At 42.3% G+C, this 23020-nt stretch carries 18 protein-coding genes and 1 pseudogene; 13 read left to right on the plus strand and 6 right to left on the minus strand.

The features are described from left to right. Positions 1-487, plus strand: a pseudogene (locus IEW93_RS22100) (IS630 family transposase); the annotation flags it as partial. Between the two features lie 55 nt (positions 488-542). Here IEW93_RS22100 and IEW93_RS19235 read toward each other — a convergent pair. The 3 genes from IEW93_RS19235 to rihA all read right to left on the minus strand — a co-directional run bounded on the left by IEW93_RS19235 (position 543) and on the right by rihA (position 3169). Then, positions 543-785 carry a helix-turn-helix domain-containing protein gene (locus tag IEW93_RS19235; RefSeq protein ID WP_188740858.1) on the minus strand — a complete coding sequence of 81 codons (243 nt, stop codon included), beginning with the start codon at positions 783-785 and terminating at the stop codon, positions 543-545. Positions 786-1276: 491 nt separating this feature from the next. Then, a complete protein-coding gene (gene rbsK, locus IEW93_RS19240; RefSeq protein WP_188740859.1) occupies positions 1277-2188 on the minus strand; it encodes a ribokinase in 912 nt (303 codons plus the stop codon). Positions 2189-2236: 48 nt separating this feature from the next. Next, a complete protein-coding gene (gene rihA / locus IEW93_RS19245) occupies positions 2237-3169 on the minus strand; it encodes a pyrimidine-specific ribonucleoside hydrolase RihA (protein ID WP_188740860.1) in 933 nt (310 codons plus the stop codon). A 233-nt stretch (positions 3170-3402) separates the two neighbouring features. On the opposite strand from rihA, the gene IEW93_RS19250 reads away from it, so the two are divergent. Next, positions 3403-3654: a YkgJ family cysteine cluster protein gene (locus IEW93_RS19250; RefSeq protein WP_188740861.1), complete on the plus strand. Its 252-nt coding sequence runs from the start codon at positions 3403-3405 to the stop codon at positions 3652-3654. A 35-nt stretch (positions 3655-3689) separates the two neighbouring features. Beyond that, entirely contained in the window at positions 3690-4145 is a 456-nt protein-coding gene (locus IEW93_RS19255; protein WP_188740862.1) for an Rrf2 family transcriptional regulator, read from the plus strand. Here IEW93_RS19255 and IEW93_RS19260 read toward each other — a convergent pair. From IEW93_RS19260 to gpmM, 3 genes are all read right to left on the minus strand, one after another. Continuing rightward, entirely contained in the window at positions 4120-4878 is a 759-nt protein-coding gene (locus IEW93_RS19260; RefSeq protein ID WP_188740863.1) for a divergent polysaccharide deacetylase family protein, read from the minus strand. The genes IEW93_RS19255 and IEW93_RS19260 overlap by 26 nt on opposite strands. Before the next feature lie 119 nt (positions 4879-4997). Then, positions 4998-6131, minus strand: coding sequence for a murein hydrolase activator EnvC family protein (locus IEW93_RS19265; protein ID WP_188740864.1), 1134 nt, complete (start codon positions 6129-6131; stop codon positions 4998-5000). Between the two features lie 10 nt (positions 6132-6141). After that, the gene (gpmM, locus tag IEW93_RS19270; protein WP_188740865.1) at positions 6142-7683 is read right to left on the minus strand and encodes a 2,3-bisphosphoglycerate-independent phosphoglycerate mutase; all 1542 of its coding nucleotides are present in this window, start codon (positions 7681-7683) and stop codon (positions 6142-6144) included. Between the two features lie 240 nt (positions 7684-7923). On the opposite strand from gpmM, the gene IEW93_RS19275 reads away from it, so the two are divergent. The 10 genes from IEW93_RS19275 to dpdI all read left to right on the plus strand — a co-directional run bounded on the left by IEW93_RS19275 (position 7924) and on the right by dpdI (position 23012). After that, complete coding sequence (locus tag IEW93_RS19275) at positions 7924-8358, plus strand: rhodanese-like domain-containing protein (RefSeq protein ID WP_188740866.1); 435 nt, start codon at positions 7924-7926, stop codon at positions 8356-8358. A gap of 199 nt (positions 8359-8557) precedes the next feature. Then, positions 8558-9031: a protein-export chaperone SecB gene (secB, locus tag IEW93_RS19280; protein WP_188740867.1), complete on the plus strand. Its 474-nt coding sequence runs from the start codon at positions 8558-8560 to the stop codon at positions 9029-9031. 3 nt (positions 9032-9034) lie between these two features. Next, a complete protein-coding gene (gene gpsA / locus IEW93_RS19285) occupies positions 9035-10051 on the plus strand; it encodes an NAD(P)H-dependent glycerol-3-phosphate dehydrogenase (protein WP_188740868.1) in 1017 nt (338 codons plus the stop codon). 117 nt (positions 10052-10168) lie between these two features. Beyond that, positions 10169-11350, plus strand: a complete 1182-nt coding sequence (locus tag IEW93_RS19290) for a BaiN/RdsA family NAD(P)/FAD-dependent oxidoreductase (RefSeq protein WP_188740869.1) — start codon at positions 10169-10171, stop codon at positions 11348-11350. Between the two features lie 543 nt (positions 11351-11893). Then, the gene (gene queC / locus IEW93_RS19295; RefSeq protein ID WP_188740870.1) at positions 11894-12559 is read left to right on the plus strand and encodes a 7-cyano-7-deazaguanine synthase QueC; all 666 of its coding nucleotides are present in this window, start codon (positions 11894-11896) and stop codon (positions 12557-12559) included. Positions 12560-12625: 66 nt separating this feature from the next. Further along, the gene (gene dpdE / locus IEW93_RS19300) at positions 12626-15727 is read left to right on the plus strand and encodes a protein DpdE (RefSeq protein ID WP_188740871.1); all 3102 of its coding nucleotides are present in this window, start codon (positions 12626-12628) and stop codon (positions 15725-15727) included. Next, positions 15727-18138 carry a protein DpdF gene (gene dpdF / locus IEW93_RS19305; protein WP_188740872.1) on the plus strand — a complete coding sequence of 804 codons (2412 nt, stop codon included), beginning with the start codon at positions 15727-15729 and terminating at the stop codon, positions 18136-18138. Before dpdE ends, dpdF begins: the two co-directional genes overlap by 1 nt. Positions 18139-18140: 2 nt before the next feature. Next, positions 18141-19142: a protein DpdG gene (dpdG, locus tag IEW93_RS19310; protein WP_188740873.1), complete on the plus strand. Its 1002-nt coding sequence runs from the start codon at positions 18141-18143 to the stop codon at positions 19140-19142. Further along, a complete protein-coding gene (dpdH, locus tag IEW93_RS19315) occupies positions 19142-22288 on the plus strand; it encodes a protein DpdH (protein ID WP_188740874.1) in 3147 nt (1048 codons plus the stop codon). The genes dpdG and dpdH overlap by 1 nt, the downstream gene beginning before the upstream one ends. Beyond that, the gene (gene dpdI, locus IEW93_RS19320) at positions 22278-23012 is read left to right on the plus strand and encodes a protein DpdI (RefSeq protein ID WP_188740875.1); all 735 of its coding nucleotides are present in this window, start codon (positions 22278-22280) and stop codon (positions 23010-23012) included. Before dpdH ends, dpdI begins: the two co-directional genes overlap by 11 nt. The last annotated feature ends 8 nt before the right edge of the window (positions 23013-23020 follow it).

Raw genomic sequence — 23020 nt, forward strand, 5'->3', positions numbered from 1 at the left:
GATGCGGCACATTCCACCAAAGGTGGCCGCTTAACCGCACGGGATATTCAGGAATTTATCACCTCAAAATACGATGTCTCGTATAGCCATTCACATATTTATTGGTTATTGCATAAGCTGGGGTTTAGTTGGATAACCAGTCGTTCTAAGCATCCCAAGCAATCTGATGAGGCTCAAGAAACCTTTAAAAAAACTGCAAAATAAAGCGATCGATATACTCCCAGTCCATGTTCCTTTTGATCGCGTTGATATTTGGTTTCAAGACGAAGCGCGATTTGGCCAACAAAATACAACAACCAGACTTTGGGCTCCAAAAGGCTCTCGACCAAGATCGGTGAGGCAACAACAATTTGAGTACGCTTATCTTTTTGGCGCAATTTGCCCCGCAACCGGTGCAACAGAAGCCCTAGTTACGCCTTTTGTTAATCAAGATGCAATGAGGCAGCACTTGAAGCAAATATCAGAAGCCACTGTAAATGACCGTTATACCAATTACGATTAAAGACTTCCCAGTTTAGCCCAATCTCTGTGACACAATCTTTTTACCCTGTCCTTGCACTCAATGAATGTATTCCATGCACGACAGCATTCCTCACTAAACCTTGGTTCAAGAAGCTTGATACCCAATCATTCACACTTCGACGGCTGACATTTAAGCGCCTGGCGACTTCTGAGCGATTATTAATTTGCATAAACATCGCAACGGCTAATAAGCGGATCCTCTTATTAGCTTTTTTCTCTTGTTTAGCGTAATTGAGTATTTCTTGGTAGGTTAACGTTTTCATGCATAAACGGGGTTGAATGTTGTGCTGTTATTAGATCACATTTCAATCATAATTGGTATCACGCCGGGGGGCGCGGGTTCCCTCTTATTGCAAGCAACGTCCGCTCCGCCAACTTAAGATGAAGGCCTTTGCAGCAATGCAAAGGCTTTTTTCGTATTTAACACAGGCGAAAAGACTAAAGATAGAGCGGTAGTTCAGTTGGTTAAGGCTTTTTAACAGAGATAGCGGCCTGTCACGCCGGGGGGCGCGGGTTCACTCTTATTGCAAGCAACGTCCGCTCCGCCAACTTAAGATGAAGGCCTTTGCAGCAATGCAAAGGCCTTTTTCGTATTAGAAATTTTAATATCCATTTCGTGGAAATGCAGTTTGCTGCACTATATACGTACCGCAGGCGGCTTGTCATACTTCACTACCGGTGACTACTTTCAGGATAAGCAATGAAAAAATGCCTCGTCATTCTGGCTAGACTCTTTGTTGTATCGAACTTGATATCAATTATTCAGCTGATCTCGGTATGGAATACTGCTTTGCGCACCATGGCGGGTAACCGCTATAGATGATGCTTTATTAGCAAAAATGACTGCTTCTTGTAGATTTTTACCCTCATCTAATGCCACCATTAATGCGCCATTAAATGTATCTCCTGCAGCGACAGTATCTATAGCGTTGACTATCGGTGCGGGTATTATTTGCCCTTTACCTTGATCACTGAGATAGGCGCCTTTACTTCCTAGAGTAATAACAACTTTATCGATACCTTGTTGATGGAAATAGTCTGCTGCTTTAGAAGCGCTTAATTGATCGATGACCTCTACGCCTGTTAATGCAAATGCTTCTGTTTCATTAGGCGTAATAATGTCGACTAAGCTGAGTATTTCTTTACTCAATACAGCTGCGGGTGCAGGGTTGAGTATGTTGATGCATTGATGTTGTCTTGCGAGTTGTAATGCCGCTTGAACACTTTCTAATGAAGTTTCTAGCTGAATTAACATATAATTTGCTTGTTCAAATTTAGCCCGCTGTTGTTGAAAGTGTTCTGAAGAAAGGTTGGCATTGGCTCCGGGTACAACGCCAATGCTATTTTCACCTTGTTGATTAACAAAAATCATCGCTGTACCTGTGCTTTGATTCGCTATTTGGTAGCATCCTTCAATATCGATACCATCTACAGCCCAGGCATTACGCATCATTGACGCGTTTGCGTCGTCACCGAGTGAAGATATAAAGCTTATGTTTTGTCCTTTATTTCGAAGTCGAGCCGCTGCGACGGCTTGATTAGCTCCTTTACCGCCTAGTTCAAGCCGATATTGTTGACAAATGAGGGTTTGACCAGCCTTTGGCAACTTATCAAACGTGAGTACATGATCGGCATTAGCGCTACCGACAACTAATAAAATGCTCATGATTATCCTTTGTTATGCAGGTGTTTGTATCTACATGACATTATTGGCTTAGTAATCGTTTAGGCGTTCAACAATAAAATCGACAAATCCTGTGCGGTTAATATTAAACAACACTTTTGCATTATGAGGTCTTCCTGTTAATTGATAACGGTCTACAACCGTCATACCTTGAGTGTGTTCACCTTTGGTTTCAACGCCAACCCAACAATCAACGGTTGTAAATAACGATGGATTTAACAGCCAGGCTATTGTGCATGGGTCATGCAGTGGTGCTCCGGTGAATCCCCATTTAGGATCACGATGATAAATCATAAAGAAATCGAGTAGCTCAGCAACACATTGAGCGACAGGGTTGCTAATGGCTCTTATACGTTCGATATCTTCATCCATGATTTGGGCTTCATGCGTAACATCAAGCCCACACATTACGATAGGAATACCTGTTTTAAACACCATATCAGCCGCTTCTGGATCGACAAAAATATTAAACTCAGCGGCTGGGGTCCAATTGCCGACTCCAGCTGCTCCGCCCATTAATACGATGCTATCAATATTATGGTGTAATTCAGGATGTGTTGCTAAAAACAACGCAATATTGGTTAAAGGGCCTGTTGGTACAAGCGTGACAGGTTGTGGGCTGTTTCGCACTTTTTCTGCCATTAATTCAATGGCTGTTTGCTTGACGGGTTCAAATGCTGGGTCGGGTAATTTGGGTCCATCAAGGCCTGATTCACCGTGGACGTTATCTGCAATAATTAATTCGCGCGCTAAAGGTTTAGGTGCTCCTCCTGCCACGGGTATATCATGTCGGCCTAGTAAGGTGAGTACGCGTAAGGCATTGTTTAAGGTTTTATCTGGTGTTTGGTTACCCGCACTGGTTGTTACAGCAAGTACATCAAGCTTGTCTGAGCTTAATGCCAAAATGAGTGAGATGGCATCATCATGGCCAGGATCGCAATCGAGAATGACAGGACGTTTCATAGGTGATTTCCTTATTCAATAGTAGAGAGTAATGTACCATTATGCCGCTCAGCGATTTAATGCTTGATAACTAAAAGTGTGATCTAATATACGTCGATATAATTTGTTTCAGCCATCATTTGAGATAATCTGCTGTTGCAGGATGGTTCAATATGTTTGATGATCAACATTATAAAAAGTGTATCTATAATGCAGTTTAAATATAATGAACTGTTTAACCTGCGGAGTATGTTATGAATTGCCGTTTAGGCTGTGGTGCATGTTGCATTGCGCCTTCTATTACAAGTCCCATACCTGGCATGCCAAATGGCAAACCAGCTGGTGTGCGTTGTGCGCAATTAAATGACGACAATTTATGTAAAATCTTCGGTCAGCCAGAGCGGCCTGACGTGTGTGGAGAGTTTGCTGCCAGTATTGATGTTTGTGGTACGACAAATGAGCAAGCTTTATGGTTGATCACTGATTTAGAGTCTTCAACATGTTAATCTTTGCCTATTATCTATTTGAGTGATTTAAAACCATGCAACTGACTCGCTATACTGATTTTGGTATTCGTATTTTAATGTATCTCGCGGTGCAACCTGAGCGAGAAAGTTTGTTTAGAATTGCAGAAGTGACTAGCGTATTTGATTTGTCATCAAATCACGTAGCAAAAATAATTCATCAGTTAGGCAAGTTAGGCTATTTGCAGACTATTCGTGGTAAAAGTGGTGGGTTTAAGCTCGCAAAAACGGCAAATGAGCTTAATTTAGGGCAACTTGTGCGTGACTTAGAGCATTCGCTGGCCCCCATTGATTGTGAATCACCATATTGCCGCTTTACGCCTGTTTGTAAGTTAAAAGGTGTATTAGCTCAGGCTGTTGCTGCGTATTTAGCTGTGCTCGACAAATACACTTTGGCTGATATTGTCGAAAACCGCTCAGATATTTTAGCTACGTTGCCAGATTTATCTATTTCAGTGTTGCAGCTGGATTAGCATGACTCGAGTTGGCAATGTTGATGTCATCAAACAATTGTGATGTTTGAACCAAAGTTATGCCATTGGCTTCTAAACGAGCCAAATTTGTACGTAAAAATCGAATGGTTTCAGGATAAGGGTGAGCAATAGCAACTAATTTACCTTGCTGTTTTGTTCGCGCTATCATGAGGTTGAATTGTTTTTCTAACCCTCTTTGGCTAACGTCATTATCTAAAAACACATGCCTTCTTAATAACGGAACCCCTAATTGATTGGCGGTGTCGCTTGCTTTGGTGTATTTAGTTGTCACACTGTCGACAAAAAATAATTGTTGTTGTTTTAAACTCTGCATAACCCAAAGCATAGGCTCATCCATTTGGGTTAATAGGCTTCCCATATGGTTATTGGCCCCTTTGGCAAAAGGGATGCTTGTAAACGCGGATTGCATTTGTTGTTTTAATTGTGTCTCACTCATGTCATTGGTTAACCCTCCAGGGCCTAAAGCTTTACCGTTCAATGCTTGCATGGGCAGATGCAGCATGATTTCGTGGCCTTTTTTATGGCCGTCACTGGCAAGCTTTTGTCCGAGTGGTGTATGAGGCAGTACTGACAAGGTGATATTTGCGGGCAATGTTAAGGCTGCTTCGTCAGTGAGTCTATAACCAATATCGTCGATAATAATGGCTAGTTTGGCTGCATTTGCGGGTAATAAACCGCATAAGTAAATGAAAGAAATTAATAGAATTCGCACAATTTAGCTTATCTTTTTAAGAGTTATAGTTATTAATATCATGCTAACAAACCGATTATAGACACACCTAACAGGCTTGATACAGTGCTATTTAAACCCAGAAGTCACTAATAGTACCACTAGCGACAATAATAGGCTGGGTCGACCGCTTTGCCTTTATTGCGTATTTCAAAATACAGGCCTGGTTCGCTTTGCCCACCCGAGCTGCCCACTAACGCGATTGAATCGCCACTTTTAACCATATCACCAGGTTGTTTTAATAAGGTTTGTGCGTGACCGTAAAGGCTCATGTAACCCTTACCATGATCGATCACCAACACCATACCAAACCCACGAAGCCAGTCAGCATAAATCACTTTTCCAGATGCAACTGCATGAATATTTTGTCCTTCAGGAGCCGCTAATACGCTACCTTTCCAGACGATTTGTCCTGAACGGCTACTGCCAAACCGTTTACTCATACGGCCTTTAGTTGGCCACCTTAACTTGCCGCGTTGATTGGCTAATCCGTCCATTGTTGGGTTCGCCTGAGCAGTTACCATGGCCTGCTGAACAATCCGCTTTAAACTGGCTTCTTCTATTTGGAGTTGCTCGAGCTCAGCGCCTTTACTTGATAATGTACGCTGCAGCTGGGTGAGTGTTTGCTTACGTTGTCCTTGTTCTTTAGACAGTTGTTGCGCTTGCTTTTTTTGCTCGATGACTAAGGCATTGAGCTTTTGTTGTGACGCCACCTGTTGTTGCTTCACTTTATCTAAATCAACACTGGTCTTTTTTAGTTGTTTAATTGCGCTAATGCGAGCGTTATTTAAAAACTGATAATAAGCGAGCATACGCTCAACGGTTGCAGGGTTTTGCTGGCTTAACATCATTTTTGTGTAATCATGATTTCCGGCAAGATACGCACTGGAAAGTTGTTTTGATAGTGTCTCTTGTTGGCTACTTTTGAGCGCTGCGAGTTCAATTTGTTGTTTGTCTAATTCGCGCAATTTGCTATTTACGGCAGCAAGTGATGTTTGAGATTGATTCACTTTTTGGGCAGCTTTAGCGATGGCTTGCTCGTCACTTTTTAGTAGCGCAATTAACTTTTCTCGTTGTTTTGCAGTATCTTTTAGTGAGTTTTGCTGTTGGTTAATTTGTGCTTGAATAGATTTTAAAGCCGATTGGCGAGAAGCCAAATCAGCACTGTTTGCTGTAAATGATAGGATTAGAAAGCCAGCAAAAATGCTGGCTTTAACAAATAAACGAGTTATCACGAGTTAATGTTTACTCTTTAAGGTCAATGATACAGCGCCCGCTCATTTCTTTCGGGATGCTTTGGCCCATCAAGGTTAACATAGTTGGCGCGATATCGCTCAAGCGTCCACCATCTTTTATTGCGGCGTCACGTCCTACATAAATAAATGGTACTAACTCGCTTGTATGTGCTGTATGAGCTTGTCCAGTTGATGGATCTGTCATCTGTTCAGCGTTACCGTGGTCAGCTGTAATTAAGCATTCACCATCGACTTTCGCTAACGCATCAACTACACGGCCAATACAGGCATCTACAGCCTCGCAAGCTTTAACCGCAGCATCAAAATTACCCGTGTGACCAACCATGTCGCCATTTGGGTAGTTACAAATAATCACATCATATTTGCATGACTCAATTGCGGCAACGAGCTTATCGGTAAGCTCTGTTGAGCTCATTTCAGGCTGTAAGTCGTATGTTGCCACTTTAGGCGATTGAATTAAAATTCGATCTTCACCTTCAAACGGCTCTTCTTTGCCACCGTTAAAAAAGAACGTTACGTGAGCGTACTTTTCTGTTTCTGAAATACGTAGCTGAGTTTTACCTTGGTTTTGAAGTGTTTCACCAAAGGTGTTGACTAAGTCTTCAGATGGATAAGCTACTGCTGCGTTTATGTCACCGGCGTATTCAGTTAGCATCACAAAATCGACTTTTGGGGTTTTATTACGAACAAAACCATCAAAGTCTGGGTTGACAAAGCAGCGGGTAATTTGGCGAGCACGGTCGGCACGGAAATTCATAAAGATCAGAGCATCGTTGTCGTTTAATTCAGCAACTTGACCTTGGCCATCGGTGATAGTCGACGCCGATACAAACTCATCGTTTTCATCACGAGCATAAGCCGCTTCTAGGGCTTCAGGGGCGCTGCTGTAGCTAAACTTGCCTTTGCCTTCTGTGATTAATTCATAGGCTTGCGACACGCGATCCCAGCGGTTATCTCGGTCCATGGCAAAATAACGACCAATAATTGAGGCTGTGCGGCCATGACCCAATGACGCGAACAGTTCATCAAAATGTATTAAGCTGTTTTTTGCACTGCGTGGCGGCGTGTCGCGACCATCTAAAAATGCATGTAAATACACTTTAGTTGCGCCACGCTCAACAGCCATACGGCACATAGCCTCAATGTGCTCTTCGTGGCTGTGTACGCCACCTGGAGACAATAACCCCATGATGTGAACGGCGCCACTAGCAGCAATAGCCTTGTCTACAGCGTCACAAAGCGCTTGGTTTTTTTCAAACTCATTATCAGCGATGGCTTTGCTAATGCGAGTCAGTTCTTGATACACAATACGGCCAGATCCGATATTGATGTGGCCAACCTCAGAGTTACCCATTTGGCCGTCTGGTAAACCCACATCGATACCAGAACCTGAAATTAAGCTGTGAGGATATTGGGCATTTAGCTTATCTAAAACGGGCGTGTTTGCATGAAAAACCGCATTGTCTTGCGGTTCTTCACGGTAACCCCAGCCATCGAGGATAAGTAATGCTAAAGGACGTTTTTTGGTCATTTGCAAGTACCTTTTAAGTTAAAAATAGAAGTGTTATAAAATTTCAATTGTATGAATATTACTACTTATCGATAGCGTGCAAAAGGCATATAGCTTTCAAGATATAACTAAAGCATCCATTAAAGTGGTGCGGCTCACGAATAAACACGTTATTTAGGTGTTTCACTAATGAAAACTACCAAGCAAAACGATATACTCGGTGGCATCTCATCTTAGTCATTTTCAGAGAAATCAGTAATTATGCAAGAGTACATGGAATTTTTTAAAGCTAATCCAATGTTAAGTTTAGCGTGGGTAGGTTTGTTTGTGGCGCTAGTTGTGAGTGTCATTAAATCGGGTACATCAAAAGTTAAAAACGTCGGTAATCAAGAATTAACCATGATGGTTAACAAGCAAGATGCCAAAGTGATTGATGTTCGCGGCAAAGAAGAATTTAAGAAGGGTCATATAGTCGATGCTGTAAACGTGACCTTGTCAGAAATTAAAAATAATCAAGTCACAAGCCTTGAAAAGTACAAAAACAGCCCCATTATAATGGTATGTAACTCAGGTATGACATCGTCACAAGCAGCTCAACTCCTTATTAAACAAGGTTTTGAAAACGTGTTTAACCTAAAAGGTGGCATGGGCGAATGGCAGGGTGCAAATTTACCCGTAGTTAAAAGTAAGCGTTAAATGCGTTACTAAATATACACAGTGTTAACGAATTGGGAATGCGCTAACACTGTTTATCAACAAGATTTTGTTGAGGTTTTAGCAAAATCAACTTTACGGGATAGCACTAACGATAGGTCAATCGATAGATTATTAGTTGCGAAAGCCCAACACAATTAGCTGCAAAGAAAAGCTAAATAACACATATAGGTAGGAAATTATGGCTGAAGTCGCAAACAACGAAGCACAAGCACCACAGTTCAACATTCAGCGTATTTATACAAAGGATTTGTCTTTTGAAACGCCAAACAGCCCTGCTGTTTTCCAAAAAGAATGGAACCCAGAAGTAAAATTAGATCTTGATACTCGTAGCAACAAGCTAACTGACGACACATTTGAAGTGATTTTATCACTCACTGTTACCGCTAAAAATGGCGAAGAAACAGCATTCTTATGTGAAGTTCAACAAGCTGGTATCTTCTCTATCTCTGGTTTAACTGAGCCACAACTTGCTCATTCTTTAGGTGCATACTGCCCTAACGTGTTGTTTCCATACGCACGTGAATTAGTGAGCAACTTAGTAGGCCGCGGTACGTTCCCGCAATTAAACTTAGCGCCAGTAAACTTTGACGCGCTATTTGCTCAGTATGTTCAACAGCGCCAAGCTGCTGCAACTGAAGAAGCTACAGCATAATTTATGAGTAGCACTGCCGAAATTACGGTATTAGGGGCGGGGTCTTATGGCACCGCCCTTGCTATTTCTTTGGCGAGCAACGGCCATAAGACTTTACTTTGGGGGCACGATCCTCAAAGCATGAAAGTGTTGGCAGATAATCGTTGTAACGAACGGTTTTTACCGGGAATTTCGTTTCCGGATTGTTTGGCAATCGAACCAGATTTAGGCAAAGCACTTGCCGCCAGTAAAAATATTTTAGTGGTAGTGCCCAGCCATGTTTTTGGTGATGTGCTCAAGCAGGCCAAACCGTTATTGCGCGACGACGCTCGTATTGTGTGGGCCACCAAAGGGCTAGAGCCTGAAACCGGCCGCTTATTACAAGACGTTGCACGTGAACAGTTAGGTGAGCAATACCCATTAGCGGTCTTGTCTGGACCTACTTTTGCTAAAGAATTAGCCGCGGGTTTACCTACTGCCATTTCGGTTGCAGGTACTTGTCCTCAGTTTACTCACGACCTAGTCGAGTTGCTCCACAGCCCAAAACGATTGCGAGTTTATGCCAACGACGACTTTACTGGTTTACAGTTAGGCGGCGCCGTTAAAAACGTGATTGCCATTGGTGCAGGTATGTCTGATGGTATCGGCTTTGGTGCCAATGCGCGTACGGCATTAATTACCCGTGGACTTGTTGAGTTGAGCCGCTTAGGTGAAGCACTAGGCGCTGATGCCTCAACTTTTATCGGTATGGCCGGTTTAGGTGATTTAGTACTAACATGTACCGACAATCAGTCGCGTAATCGCCGATTTGGTTTGGCATTAGGCCAAGGCAAAGACGTGATCACCGCACAAGAAGAAATTGGCCAAGTGGTTGAAGGTTATCGTAATACCAAAGAAGTGTTCACTTTAGCCAAACGTCTAGGGGTAGAAATGCCCATCACTGAGCAAATCTATCAAGTGCTATACCAGGGTAAAGCCCCCGTTGAGGCAGCAAAAGAGCTACTCAGTCGTGACAAAAAGTCTGAGACACTCAAGAAATAGTGCGCCTAAAGGGTAAAGTAAACTGTGAATACATAATCAAAAGGATGCTAAAATAGCATCCTTTTTTGCATGTATTCTTAAAGATAATTGAGTCACTTAATTTGTGTGGAGTAAAGCGTGAAACATCATGACGTAATCATCATCGGCGCCGGCGCGGCAGGGTTAATGTGTGCTGCAACCGCGGGCTATCGAGGTCGTGATGTATTAGTGCTAGATAACGCAAAACAGGCAGGTCGCAAAATTTTGATCAGCGGTGGTGGGCGTTGTAACTTCACCAATCAAAAAGTCGAACCCCACCAGTTTATTTGCGGCAATCCGCATTTTGTTAAATCGGCGCTAGCACGTTATCGCTCAAGCGATTTTATTGAGTTAGTTGAACGCCATGGGATTGAATATCATGAACGCGATCATGGTCAGTTATTTTGCAACGACTCAGCCAAAGACATCGTTACTATGTTAATGACCGAATGCGAGTGGGCAGGGGTTAAGATTAAGCTGCGTACAGAGATTTTGTCAGTAAATAAAACCGACAACGGCTTTTTGTTAACCACCAGTAATGGCGAGCTAAGCTGCCAGTCTTTAGTGGTGGCGACAGGCGGTTTATCCATGCCTAAACTTGGTGCCACACCTTATGGTTATAAACTCGCAGAGCAATTTGGTTTAACCGTATTACCGACCAGTGCCGGTTTAGTGCCTTTTACTTGGCATGCTGATCAAAAGGTGCGGTTTGAAGCATTATCGGGTATCGCTGTGCCTGCAACTATCACCGCACAAGATGGCACGCAATTTAGCGAAGCATTATTGTTTACCCATCGCGGTTTATCTGGCCCAGCAGTACTGCAAATTTCAAACTATTGGCAAGCTGGTGAAGCCATTTCAATCAATCTACTTCCAGGTGAAAATGCGCTAGAAAAAATTGAACTTGCGCTTAAAAACCACCCTAAACAAAGCCTTCGCAACACCCTAAGCCATTGGTTACCTAAACGTTTAGTTGAAGCCTTATTTGAAGAAACACAATTGGATAAAGCCTTAAACCAACTCGGCCACGGCGAGCGTGAACAACTCGCTGCAAGTTTAAATAACTGGTCAATTATCATGAATGGCACCGAAGGTTATCGCACCGCAGAAGTCACCCTCGGTGGCGTTGATACCAACGAGCTATCGTCTAAAACCATGGAAGCTAAAAACGTTCCTGGATTGTACTTTATTGGTGAGGTAATGGATGTAAGTGGTTGGTTAGGTGGGTTTAATTTTCAATGGGCCTGGTCATCTGGCGTTGCAGCAGGCCAAGCGGTTTAGTTGTAAGCTTGGAATTAAAACGAAGACAATTGGAATTAAACGAAGACAATCTTTTTGTGAAAATCGCTGAAAAACAACCTATGCTATTGATTATTAAATTTAAAAGATTGTCTTCGTTTTGATTATATTCTTAAGGTCATTCAGGTTGCCAGGTTGAGCGTTCAACTCCCCTGATAAATATTTCTGTCCATCAGCATGGATAGATAAAGTTCCATTTCATCGGCCATCACAACTTGTTATATCAAGAGTTCAAATAAACGTCATTTGTATTCCATGTCTTAATTATTTTTAAGGTATCCCCTTATTCTTTCCAACACAGGAAATATTACTGACCAGAACTTAGCTTTTTAAACATAAAAAAGTCGAGAGAATTGTGAAGTACACCATTGAGGTATAGAAAGGATTAAAGATCGTAAATCATAGAACAAAGATTGTATGTTCAAAATTTTAGTCGATAGTTGTAAATTGCTAAAAATTCTACTTATTTAGCTTTAATTAAAATGATATGTTTAGTATGTAGTTCTTATTGGATTCGAGGTTTTTATGGATAAAGCGATTATTGTCTTTAGTGGTGGTCAAGACTCCACAACATGCTTGGTTCAAGCATTAACCCTTTATAAAGAGGTTCATGCCATAACGTTTAATTATGGACAAAGACATAGTGAAGAAATTGAAGTGGCCAAAAATTTAGCTAAAAAGCTAAATGTAGCCAGCCATAAAGTACTAGATGTGACAATGCTTAATGAGTTAGCGATATCGGCTTTGACCAGAGATAATATCCTTGTTTCACATGAGCTTATGGAAAATGGATTGCCAAATACATTTGTTCCTGGCCGTAATATTTTATTTTTAACTCTTGCTGGGATTTATGCATATCAAGTTGGTGCCGATGTCGTTATCACAGGGGTATGTGAGACTGATTTTTCTGGCTATCCAGATTGTCGAGATGAATTTGTTAAATCTATGCAAGAGGCTTTGTGTAAAGGGATGGATAGGGATATTACTATCTCTACTCCGCTGATGTGGTTAAATAAGGCTGAAACATGGGCACTTGCTGATAAATACCAAAGTTTAGATCTAATCCGTAATGAAACGTTAACCTGTTATAACGGCGTTATAGGTGATGGATGTGGTGATTGCCCATCTTGCTTATTGAGGAAGCGTGGTTTAGATGAGTACTTGAACAGCACAGGTACAACTTCGAAATGATAAGTCGGATTTAGTTCTCTGAGATAAGCTTTTTTGATACGGAATTCATTTTAAGTGATTGATATTATGTCAGAATTATTTGTTGGCGCTTTAGTTGTTACTTCCAACGTTTTCAAAGGAATAGGCAAGGTTAAGTCTATCGATTCAAACTCGATGACTGCATCTGTAGGTTTTTTTTGTTCTCCCTTGACCCCTTATGCAAATGTTATTGACGTGGCTTTATGTGATCTTAAGGCTGTTACATCTTTGGGGGTTAGAGCAGAAGTTTTCGTTCAGTTTCCTAATTCGCAAACATGGAAAATTGGTCACTATGATGGTGAAAGGCCAGGCCGTCAGGCGTTGGTCACCTTCTCCAGTAACCTACGCGATGTTTTCGACTTTTCTGAGTTGTTTGTCCCAAATGCTCACCCAGAAAACGAATACAATCCATATGCATATCTAAAAGGACAAGCAACGTCATCTCCGTATATTTGCGGGGCGTTATCAGCATTCTATCAAGCCTATTATGAACAAAGACGATCTTGTCGTTCTATATCTTCACTGATTTCAAGTTCCGTGGAGTTAGAGAAGCACCAACTTGCCGTTGTCTACGAAGTGCTCAAAGACGCAGAAAAAAAATACTTGTTATGTGATGAGGTAGGCTTAGGGAAGACAATCGAAGCCGGTTTTATCATTCGTCAACATGTCCTTGAGCGTGGGCATGATAGTCGTGTGTTGATTTTGGTCCCTTCCTCCTTGGTTGGACAATGGCAAACAGAACTATCAACGCGATTCCATCTTGGCGATCTGCTAAATACGAATCCTGACAATATAGAACCTAAAATCCATATTTGTTCTTTTACCGAAGCACTGATGTACTCAGATGTCCCTTCAATGGTTGTTGTGGATGAAGCACACCAGATTTCAAGCTTCCCTTTCAGCGGTAGGTTTAAGGAAACTACGCAGTTTGGTGCAATTGCTGAACTTTCGCATCAAGCAGAGATCACCTTGCTATTGACAGGAACACCAATGGCTGGTCACAAATCAGCATATTTTGCTCTTCTGCATCTGCTCAATCATCAACATTTTCCGCTTAACGACAAAGCAATAGAAACATTTAATCAGACCTTACCTCAACAGGGGCGATTCAGAGAAATTTACCGTCTCTTCAAGCCAGAAAATGATGATGGTTTGATAGATAGTGCGCTGGATGATCTCGAAAGCTTTGATTTAAAAGACGATGATTTGTATCAGCTTAGCGTTGTATTGAGACCGTTGGTGGATATGTTCGCTGAGGAAGTAGACTCAGTTGCTCGTGACCGAGCGATCAAAGCACTTGCTGATCATCTGGGAAGAAAGTATCTCTACGATTACAAAATGTTGCGAAATTCACGTGCAACGGGCTTCGAAACGACCCAACGCGGTGAAATAGAGACTCTCTTCCCAGGGTTAAATCCAGCTGAGTTGATTAATTGGTGCGCGCCGGAAGAGGGCGCTTATCTGGATGAACTTTTTGAGCAATACCGTAGTGAAGCCATTTTTGATCACGGGTCATTTCTCACACTATCCGTCTCTGACTTTAAACAATGGTCAGAGGCTTTGTTGACAAGCCCATTGTGCTTCGCGGGCAAAATTAGAGCGTATCTGGCAAAAAATGAGTTATCAGAGATTGAAGTTGAACATTGGCTGCACATGTTGGCACAGGCCGATGATGAGCAAGTTCAAAAAAATGCGGCGCTGAGCAAGGCAGTAGATGAATGGCTAACTGCAAATGAAGACGGCAAAGCAGTAATTTTCTGTGGTGAAAAACAAACTGCGGACAACGTATTCGAGTATTTATCCGCGCAGCTAAATGTGGCTGTCGAAAAGCATGGTAACAAAGAGGCTATCGAGTTCAACTCAGATGATCAAATACGCGTCTTAGTATGTGATGAAAAAGGGGAAGATGGTTTAAACCTGCAAGGTAAAAAGCGTCTGTCAGTTCATTACAGTATGCCTCTTTTGCTTAGCCGATTAGAACAGCGAAATGGGCGGTTGAATCGCTATAGTGCTTTATCTACAGGTGTTAGCCCCATTGATACCTTTATTTTAGCCCCCGAACGAGACACTTTTTATAGCAAGTGGATTGAAGTGTTGAAAGAGGGGGTAGGCTGTTTCGAATACTATCGCGCCAATATTCAAGATGAGATAGACCAGAAGTTAGAGCAGCAGATCTGGCCGGATATTCGTGAGAAAGGTTACGCCGCCCTAGAGTATGCGATTGGTGACTTGCAAATATGCACAAAAGAGATCTATCGAAATCGAGAGATTATCGCGAAATTGGCGACGGTTGATCTTGATGCTGAAAAAGCAGCAAAAATCTTAATCCAACTGCGCGAATCTGACGAAGTTTTTGAAGAGTCGAATGCACTAAGTAAATGGATTACAGAGGGGATTCTCTTTGACAGGCAAAAAGAAGGCGAAGATTTGTACCGTTTTCGCTTCCAGTCAGGAAGAACCAAGTTGCGGTCATCCACCCTGCTAAGTAAGTGTATTGTAGGCATAGACTTTGAGTCTTCGTCTTACATAGCTCCCGTGACTCGCGCATTATCGTTTTCGAGAAGGCGTTGTGTTGAAAATGGAAGCTACCCTTTACGGTATGGTCAACCATTTGTAGATGCTATTGCGGATGTTTCAAAATCATCTCCGTTTGGCAATAGCAGTGCGATAATCCGTCAAATAGGCGGAAACATTGAGCCGAAATTGTTTTTCATCCCTCAATGGTTAGTTGAAGCAGAAAGTTTATCGAAATCAGAGCAAATTGCATTAGACTCTGTGGCGCCTCCTACAGTGACTTCTGCTGTGTATACAGAAACTGGCCAGGTAGAAACAACTCCGATCATCAATACGCTAATTACCTCCCCATACAGTAAGCGTGGTACTCGCATGTATCATGGAGAGCAACCAGTCAATTATAAAGACACCAATATTACAATCTCAGGTGAACAGGAGTTGGTTGATATTTGGGCTTTAATCGAAAAGCAGATAGATAAAACACGCTTTAATGCTGCATTGGATGCGGCTTATGAATCCAGTAAAACAGATGCTGTTCAAGCATTTTATGAAGGCGCAGAATTGACTGAAAATATTAGTGCAAAAGCCACGCTTTTAACTATCAAGTATGTACTCCTCATTGGAGGGCTTTCGTAATGCGCTTTTGGGAGTTTTATCCAACAGAGAAAAAATCGGAACTCGTCAGCAACATTGAAGTGTTCAATGACACGCAGTTTAAGAATCGATTATTGCGTGCTTTAGACTCTTCCGATTTGAGTTTAAATGAGTTTTGGTATTTGGTTAAAGATTTGCTCGCTGGCGATAACAAGGGTAACGAATCTAGCCTTTTCTTCGGGATCAGACCGACCACAGAGCAGTTTAAGATTGCTCTGAAATGTGGGTTGAAGTTTGATGCAGCATCAATGTCAGTAGTTCTGGATCTCGGGGCTTTGTCAAAGTATATAAAGCCAGTTTATGCTCTGAATAAAAAGCGCTACTCCGTAGAGCCGGCGCATGACCCGATCCTGAAAAACTTAAACTTGCCGTATTCGACTTATACATGTCAAGCTCAGCAGGAAGCTGTGAGGACTGCACTCTCTTCAGAGTCTGGAGCTACGATTATCATTAATCTGCCAACAGGGTGCGGAAAAACCCTAGTGACAGAGACCCTGACCGCATTTTCAAAAACTGATGAGTTAAGCGTCGTTGTTGTGCCAACTACAGCCCTAGCATTAGATCAGGCTAGAAGAATGACATCCTTTGTCAAAAACATAGGTTTTCCTACAGCATCAGAATATGCTTGGCGTGGCGATCTGAAACCGGATTTGAAAACTCGCATAAAAGCGGATATTTTGTCTGGTCAACAAAGGGTGTTGTTTATCTCTCCTGAGTCGATGGTTGGCGGACTCCTACCAACACTATTTAAAGTGACAAAATCGGGAAAACTGAAGAATGTGATTTTTGATGAAGCTCACCTTATTGATACTTGGGGAGAGTCGTTTCGCCCTGAGTTTCAAAAAGTAGGCGCCTTTTTGAATTCATTAAGACAGATGGGCGGAGTGTTTAGAACAGTTTTCCTTTCAGCGACATTCTCCGAGCAGACACTAACAACCATCAATACACTCTTTGGTCATCCAGGGAAACATCCTGTTTTAGTTAATGGTGCATTTCTACGCCCAGAGTTGATTACGCAGAAGACAAAAGTGACTGAGGATACCTATTTTGACGATATCATCGGCAAGGTATTGTCTAGCCCTAAACCTCTAATTGTGTATGGTGCCACAAAAGCTGATTGTGCTGACCTTTATAATCGCTTAACTGCACTGGAGATAGCGCGACTTCGCCTATTTACCGGTGACACTAACGACAAGGAAAGAAATCGTATCATTCGTGATTGGAGCGAAAATGGTGTCGATATTGTCGTTGCGACTTCAGCCTTTGGTGTTGGTATGGATAAAAGTGATGTGCGAACGATTATTCATGCGGGCATCAGTGAAAATATCGATTCGTTCTATCAAGAAATTGGTCGTAGTGGGCGCGATGGTAAAGCGGCTTATTGTGAAGTGATTTACCATGCGAAGCAGTTGAACCGTCAAAGCCAAAATAAAAAAATCAGTACAGAAATTGGTTATGTACGTTGGCAATCTATGTGGAGTCACAGAAGTGAAGTGTCAGAAGGCATTTATCAAGTTCGCGTTAGCACTCAGGCGAGCCATATCGAGCGGAATACTGACGCTAATGAAATCTGGAACTGGAAAACACTGTTGATGATGCAGCGTGCAGGCCTCATTCGGCTTTCCTATCCAGAACTGTCAGATATGCCGAGTGACAAGGAAGAACAGCCTGCTTTTTGGGAAGATTTTTCAGGTAAGGTTTTAGTTGAAACTTTGCATGATCGACATATTATTGAAGAAACATGGGAGAGTATTGTCGAACCCCATCGCTGGCGTGAAATTGCTATTGAACGCCAGCGAATAAATTACTTATTGAGTTGGATAAATGGCCAAGCCAAACTTTGCGGAATCTTGCAAAAGAGTTACCAACTAAATGGGTACATGCCTATAAAGTCATGTGGAACCTGTGATGTGGCCAATAATACCCCAGAGCGACTTTCTCTCGTGGGTGAGAGTATTCGCGTAACAAAACCAACTGAAGATTACCCTGAAAATAGATTGTACTATTTTGAACCTTTGGCTCAGACAGTTGAGGACATTATTAGAGCATTCAGACGAGCACTGCTTGATGGTAAAGTTGTTATGCTTGTGTGCTCTGAACAATTCCTTAAAGATGCGGACCCATATTTAAACCATCTTAAGTTCCTTGTTTGGTTCTATTCTCCACTTTCAGACTATTTAAACGACAAATGCGCGCTTAACGATTACCCGAAGTTTATTATCCAAGACAATATTAACGGCCTTGAAGTGCCAAAATTACCTGATGAATGGCTAGAGAAGTACTCGAATATTTTGGTCGCAAATTCATGTCTCAACGACCCTGCTCATCCTTACCGTAGATGGTGGGAATCGGATAACTCCATACAACCATTATCATTTATAGTGAATTCATAATTATGGCTATCATAAATAATGCACACCGAGGCAGTCATATCCCAACACTGCTACTTATCGATGAATTGCTAACGAAATATCGTGCAAAAAACCTAGGAAAATACTTTCAGCGTTCGCAATTATTGAGCGCTGTAATGCCAGAGTCTCTCTATTTGAGAAATGAGAAGGATGACTCAGGATCTTACTGCATAAATACCAATGCAAAAGGTAAAATGACCGAGTCGTTAGACTTTTGGTCAGAATATGGTCTGTGGGATTCTGAAATTGATGATAATGGTGAAAAAGGTTACCGCAGCAATGACCTTACGGCCACACGTCGGAACTTACCTAAGCGCATTTTGGACGTGATCTCTCGCCATTACTACCCTGATGGTCACCTACTTATAACACTGGATGAGTTTAGAAATAACGCTAAACTATCACGGGATTTTAGTACTTTTGTCTTTGCCATGTGCTTTTTCTTATATCAGGAAGAGTCTAACTTTCAAAACCAGAATTTTCTTACCCAAAGTAAAGCTCGCGAAATGATGTCAGGTGCTGTTCAAAGTGGCGACATCAGAATTACTTTCAACATGTCAGAAGAATCTGGTGTTATGGACTATGGCCATCTTCTCGGTTTCTTGGAGACCGTGGGTAAAGATACTTATGTTGTTGACCCAACACGATTTGTAATGTGGCATTTAGATGACATCTTTAAGAATCAATCTGCCTTGTCAATTCAGGAATTTCTGGACAAGTTAAACCACATACTTCCAATCTTTGATACTGGGCCTTATCAAGAATCGCTACCTAACTATTTGAACACAAAGCGACCTTCTATGAACTTCAATGATGGTAACGTACTAATGTCATCTGCGTTAAGCTTAGCCTTATTCCGGCTTGAAAATATGAAACTGCTTCGACTGGAAGTGCGTTCAGACAGCACTGTACGTTTTGATTTAAGTCTCCCAACATCTGCAGTAAAGCAAGTGACACACATTCAATTTGTTGGTGAGGTAGCGTGATGAGTATTCAAGCTTACTGGCCTACCGAAGCCAATGTTCGCGATTGTATTCTGAGTGAAGCTGAGAGGTTAAGCGACAAACTTCTGGCTGCTGTTCACCATCCGACAAAATTGATTTCTACAGACTATGGTACTCAGACACCAGAGGTGAAAACCCAGCAAGACTTATTAGATAGACTGCTTAATACCCATGACATCATTCCGCTTTTAGGTGAGTCGGGCAGTGGTAAGTCACACCTTATTCGTTGGCTTCATGCTGTAGCGAAGACGCACCCGAAGGCCATCGAAGAAAATTGGCACATTATTCGTGTTCCCAAAAATGCCAGTCTCTCTCAAGTGCTGAATATCATGTTAAAAGGGCTAGAAGGTGAGGTTTTCGGGCAAGCCCGTGAGCGTATTGGTCAGGTGAGTAACTCACTAAGCGAGGAAACGACCCGAGACTTACTGTTTACGCACATCAATGAGGCATTAAAAGCTCAACCGGAACAGCTTAAAAATGAAGGGCGTTCACTTCAGGCTGTAGGGAAGTTAACGCCTGAAAAGAAAACCAAAATCCGGGATCAAATTAATTTTGCCACTCACCTCGATCATTTTTTCGCTGACCCACATATTAAGGCGAAATTCTCGGGGCCAAAATCGGTTATCAATAACCGAGTTTCGCGATTAATTGAAAGTAAGAGTTATGCAGATCTGCTTAATGAACATTTTGACTTGTCTGAAAACGACTTTTTGTTTTCTTCCAGCGAAGAAGTCTCTGTTCATCTTGGTAGTCAGGCAAAAAATGCGTACGCGAACCTTCAGTTAGAGTCTGACGAGTCTAAACGTAAAATGGCAGCGGTTGTGACTAATCAAGCGATAGCGCGGGCATCTAAGCTAATGTTTAACCGCTTGTTCCAGTTTAGTACCGGTAACTTCCAGGACTTGTTTAAAGAGATCCGTAAGCACCTCTTGGCTGAAAATAAAACCTTAGTCGTGCTGGTAGAAGACCTTGCTGCGATTTCCGCAATTGATGACGTTTTGATTGAGAGTTTGTTGGAGCAAGATCAAAACGACGGCGAGCAGGTTCTATGCCGTATGAAGTCTGTCATCGCAGCAACAGATGGTCTGGAAAGCTATCAAAGTCATAGAAGCACTATTTGGACCCGGGGAACCTATGAATGGCGCATACCGTCTGATAATGACATTCGGCAATTCCCGCAATTGACTTTTACCGGTGGCGATGTTCTGGATTTTTGTGCGCGATATATCAACGCAGCCCGTCATGGCTTAGAAGGTATTGCGAAGTTTGCAGATGAAACGAAAGTCAGTGAAGGCATTCCTGCTTGGAACCAAGATCTAAGTGACGCTGATAGCAAAATACTTAAAGAATTTGGTAGTTCTCCAAGTGGTATTTCGCTGTTTCCTTATAATAGACAGGCTATTTTGAAACTGGCGCAAAAGCATGTTTTTAGTGGCGGGCGTCATCGCTTCAATCCACGTGTCGCGATCCAACACGTTTTGCTAGCCATACTTCGTGATCACAACAAGAGTTTCCAAAAAGGAGAGTATCCGAGTGCCTGGTTTGAAAACCTGTTAAGTGAGTTTCGTCATGACGAAACGGCGCAACAAATCCTACTCAACATTTCGAATACCGAGATGGCAAAGCGACTTGTCGGCTTTATGTCCTTGTATACGGACGCGGATACCGCTAAGGATAACCTTGCGCAAATAAGTGCCGGTCAGGCCCTTGTATTTAGCCTTGATACATCAATGTTTGAAGAAGATGCTACCGTGGAGTCTACTGGGACAATCACGGTCGTCGAACCATCCCCAATTCCTGTTAAGTCTAGAAAAGAAATTCCTGTAACACTCCAAAAAACGGAATCCAAGCCTACCCCTGCGCAAGATCTCTTGAAGAAAAGAGTAGAAGAGTGGTTTGCGGGTACAGCGCAGTTAGATCAGGGGTCGAGTAATCAGTTGCGACAAGGCCTGTACCAAATGCTGGAACACCATAAAAGTTTCGCTGAATACTCCGTTGATAAATCGAATAAGTGGGGGGCACAAGAGAATAAGAGCTTGCTTGAATTTACCCTAAAAGAAGGCTCGATTATCAATATTGGTGTTCCGGGGTCAGCTACCAACAATTCCAACAAGAAGGTAGTGAATGCTTTCGAAGCAAGTGAACTGTCCGCCTCGCTTGAGTCATTGAATTTGAAAAGGCAGATGTTGGCCATTTTACGCTTTACAGAAAACAATCCAACGGAAAAGTCCAAAGCAGGTCAAGCAAAAGGTTGGGGCTACCCAGAAGGTTTTGATGATTACATTCATTATCAAGATTTTGCGCGTAAATGGGTACCATCGGCGATGCAAACTTGCTTGAAAGTCGCTAAGCAGTCGGGTGTCAGTCCTCTAGAGTTACAAATTGCGCTAGCAAAAAATCTTGGCGTTGATTTATCGGTTAAGCCTAAGAGGCTCAGTAACCTCATACTTAGCTCAGAGCACATCAGGGACAAATTGGCCGATCCTATCAATGACAGACATAAAGAAGTGCTAGACAGTTGGCTTCAAGGCTGGGATAGCAACCGCGCTAAGTGGCTGCGTACCGTTTCTGTGGGGACGAATAATGCTATCCACCCTATTGATTTCCAAAACATCTATAAGCAGGTGAATGAAGTACCCATTAGCGCCTCCGAATTGGGGCCTATTATTCGCGAATTGAGAACAGAAACGCAACTGTTTGCTCAGTATTTGGATGGAACGGAAACCAAAGCACAGTTAGCGGAACTGCTGGAGTCGTTAGATCTGATATATAAGCAGATCCCTGACGAGATGAGACCTAACTACCATGTCCAACTCGCAACAGTTCGTAGAAGATTGAAAGAGTTGCAAAAAATCTTAACCTCGGAGACGCCTAAGTCTGTTTTGGGACTTGAGGATAGTAAGGACCCATTGAATTTACTGCATAAGATAAGTGGTCAAGAACTGAAAAAGTGGAAAGAGGTACTCGAAGACTGGCAAGCAATCTTCCCTCAAGTTATCAGAATGATTCAGAAATTTAATCACGAGAATGGTTCAACCAAGGTTGAACAATATAAGCAAGCGATAAACGACCGCTTGACCATGCTAGATGCAAGCCTAGCGGCATTAGGAGAGCAGAATGAGTCTTAAAGCGCAAATGGCACAACTGCAGCAAGAGGTTGCTTATTATAACGATGCTGCCAGTCTGGAAGGTATAAAAGACTCGTTGAAGACAATTTCAGGGCGAATAGATGGTGCGGCCAGAGGGATAGAAATCGAAGCCAGAAAGCATGAGTGTCTGAAGAATATTGAAGATGTTGATCTGTTTGTTGAAGGAGGCGTGGATGCTTTGCTGCAAACGACAGAGAATCTAAAGGCTTTTAAATCGCTATGGTTGGAAGTCGAACACGAAAGTGTATCAGATGAAAACAACACACTTTACTCATTAACTGAGGCGCTGAAGCAAACAGCGAAATTGTATTCGGATACTCACCAACAAGTATGGCGTAATTGGTCTGAAGAGAAAATAAGCCTTGCACAGGTAGATGAGTTCATATTGGAACAGCAGAAAAAAGTGCATGGCAACGCAGAACTCCACGATCGATATGTCAGGGCAAAAAAAGACTTTGATGCACAAGTTGAAGTTTTTAATTTCGATTCCGTTAGTTTGCGGCGTATTCAGCAACTCGCACAGAAGTGCGCTGAATTAAAAGGCGAAATGAATACTGAAAATCTCCCCGAAGGTGTCAAGAAGCTTTTCGATGAGTTGAACCGCATTGGTGGTGTCGCACTTGTTTCAATGTTGACACCAGACGTCATGCAATGGTTAGCAGATAATAATAAATTGAATAGCTTAGTTATTAAGCAGCGTTAGTGAGTAAC

The organism is Shewanella inventionis (assembly GCF_014641855.1).
GTDB classification, from domain to species: Bacteria; Pseudomonadota; Gammaproteobacteria; order Enterobacterales; family Shewanellaceae; genus Shewanella; species Shewanella inventionis.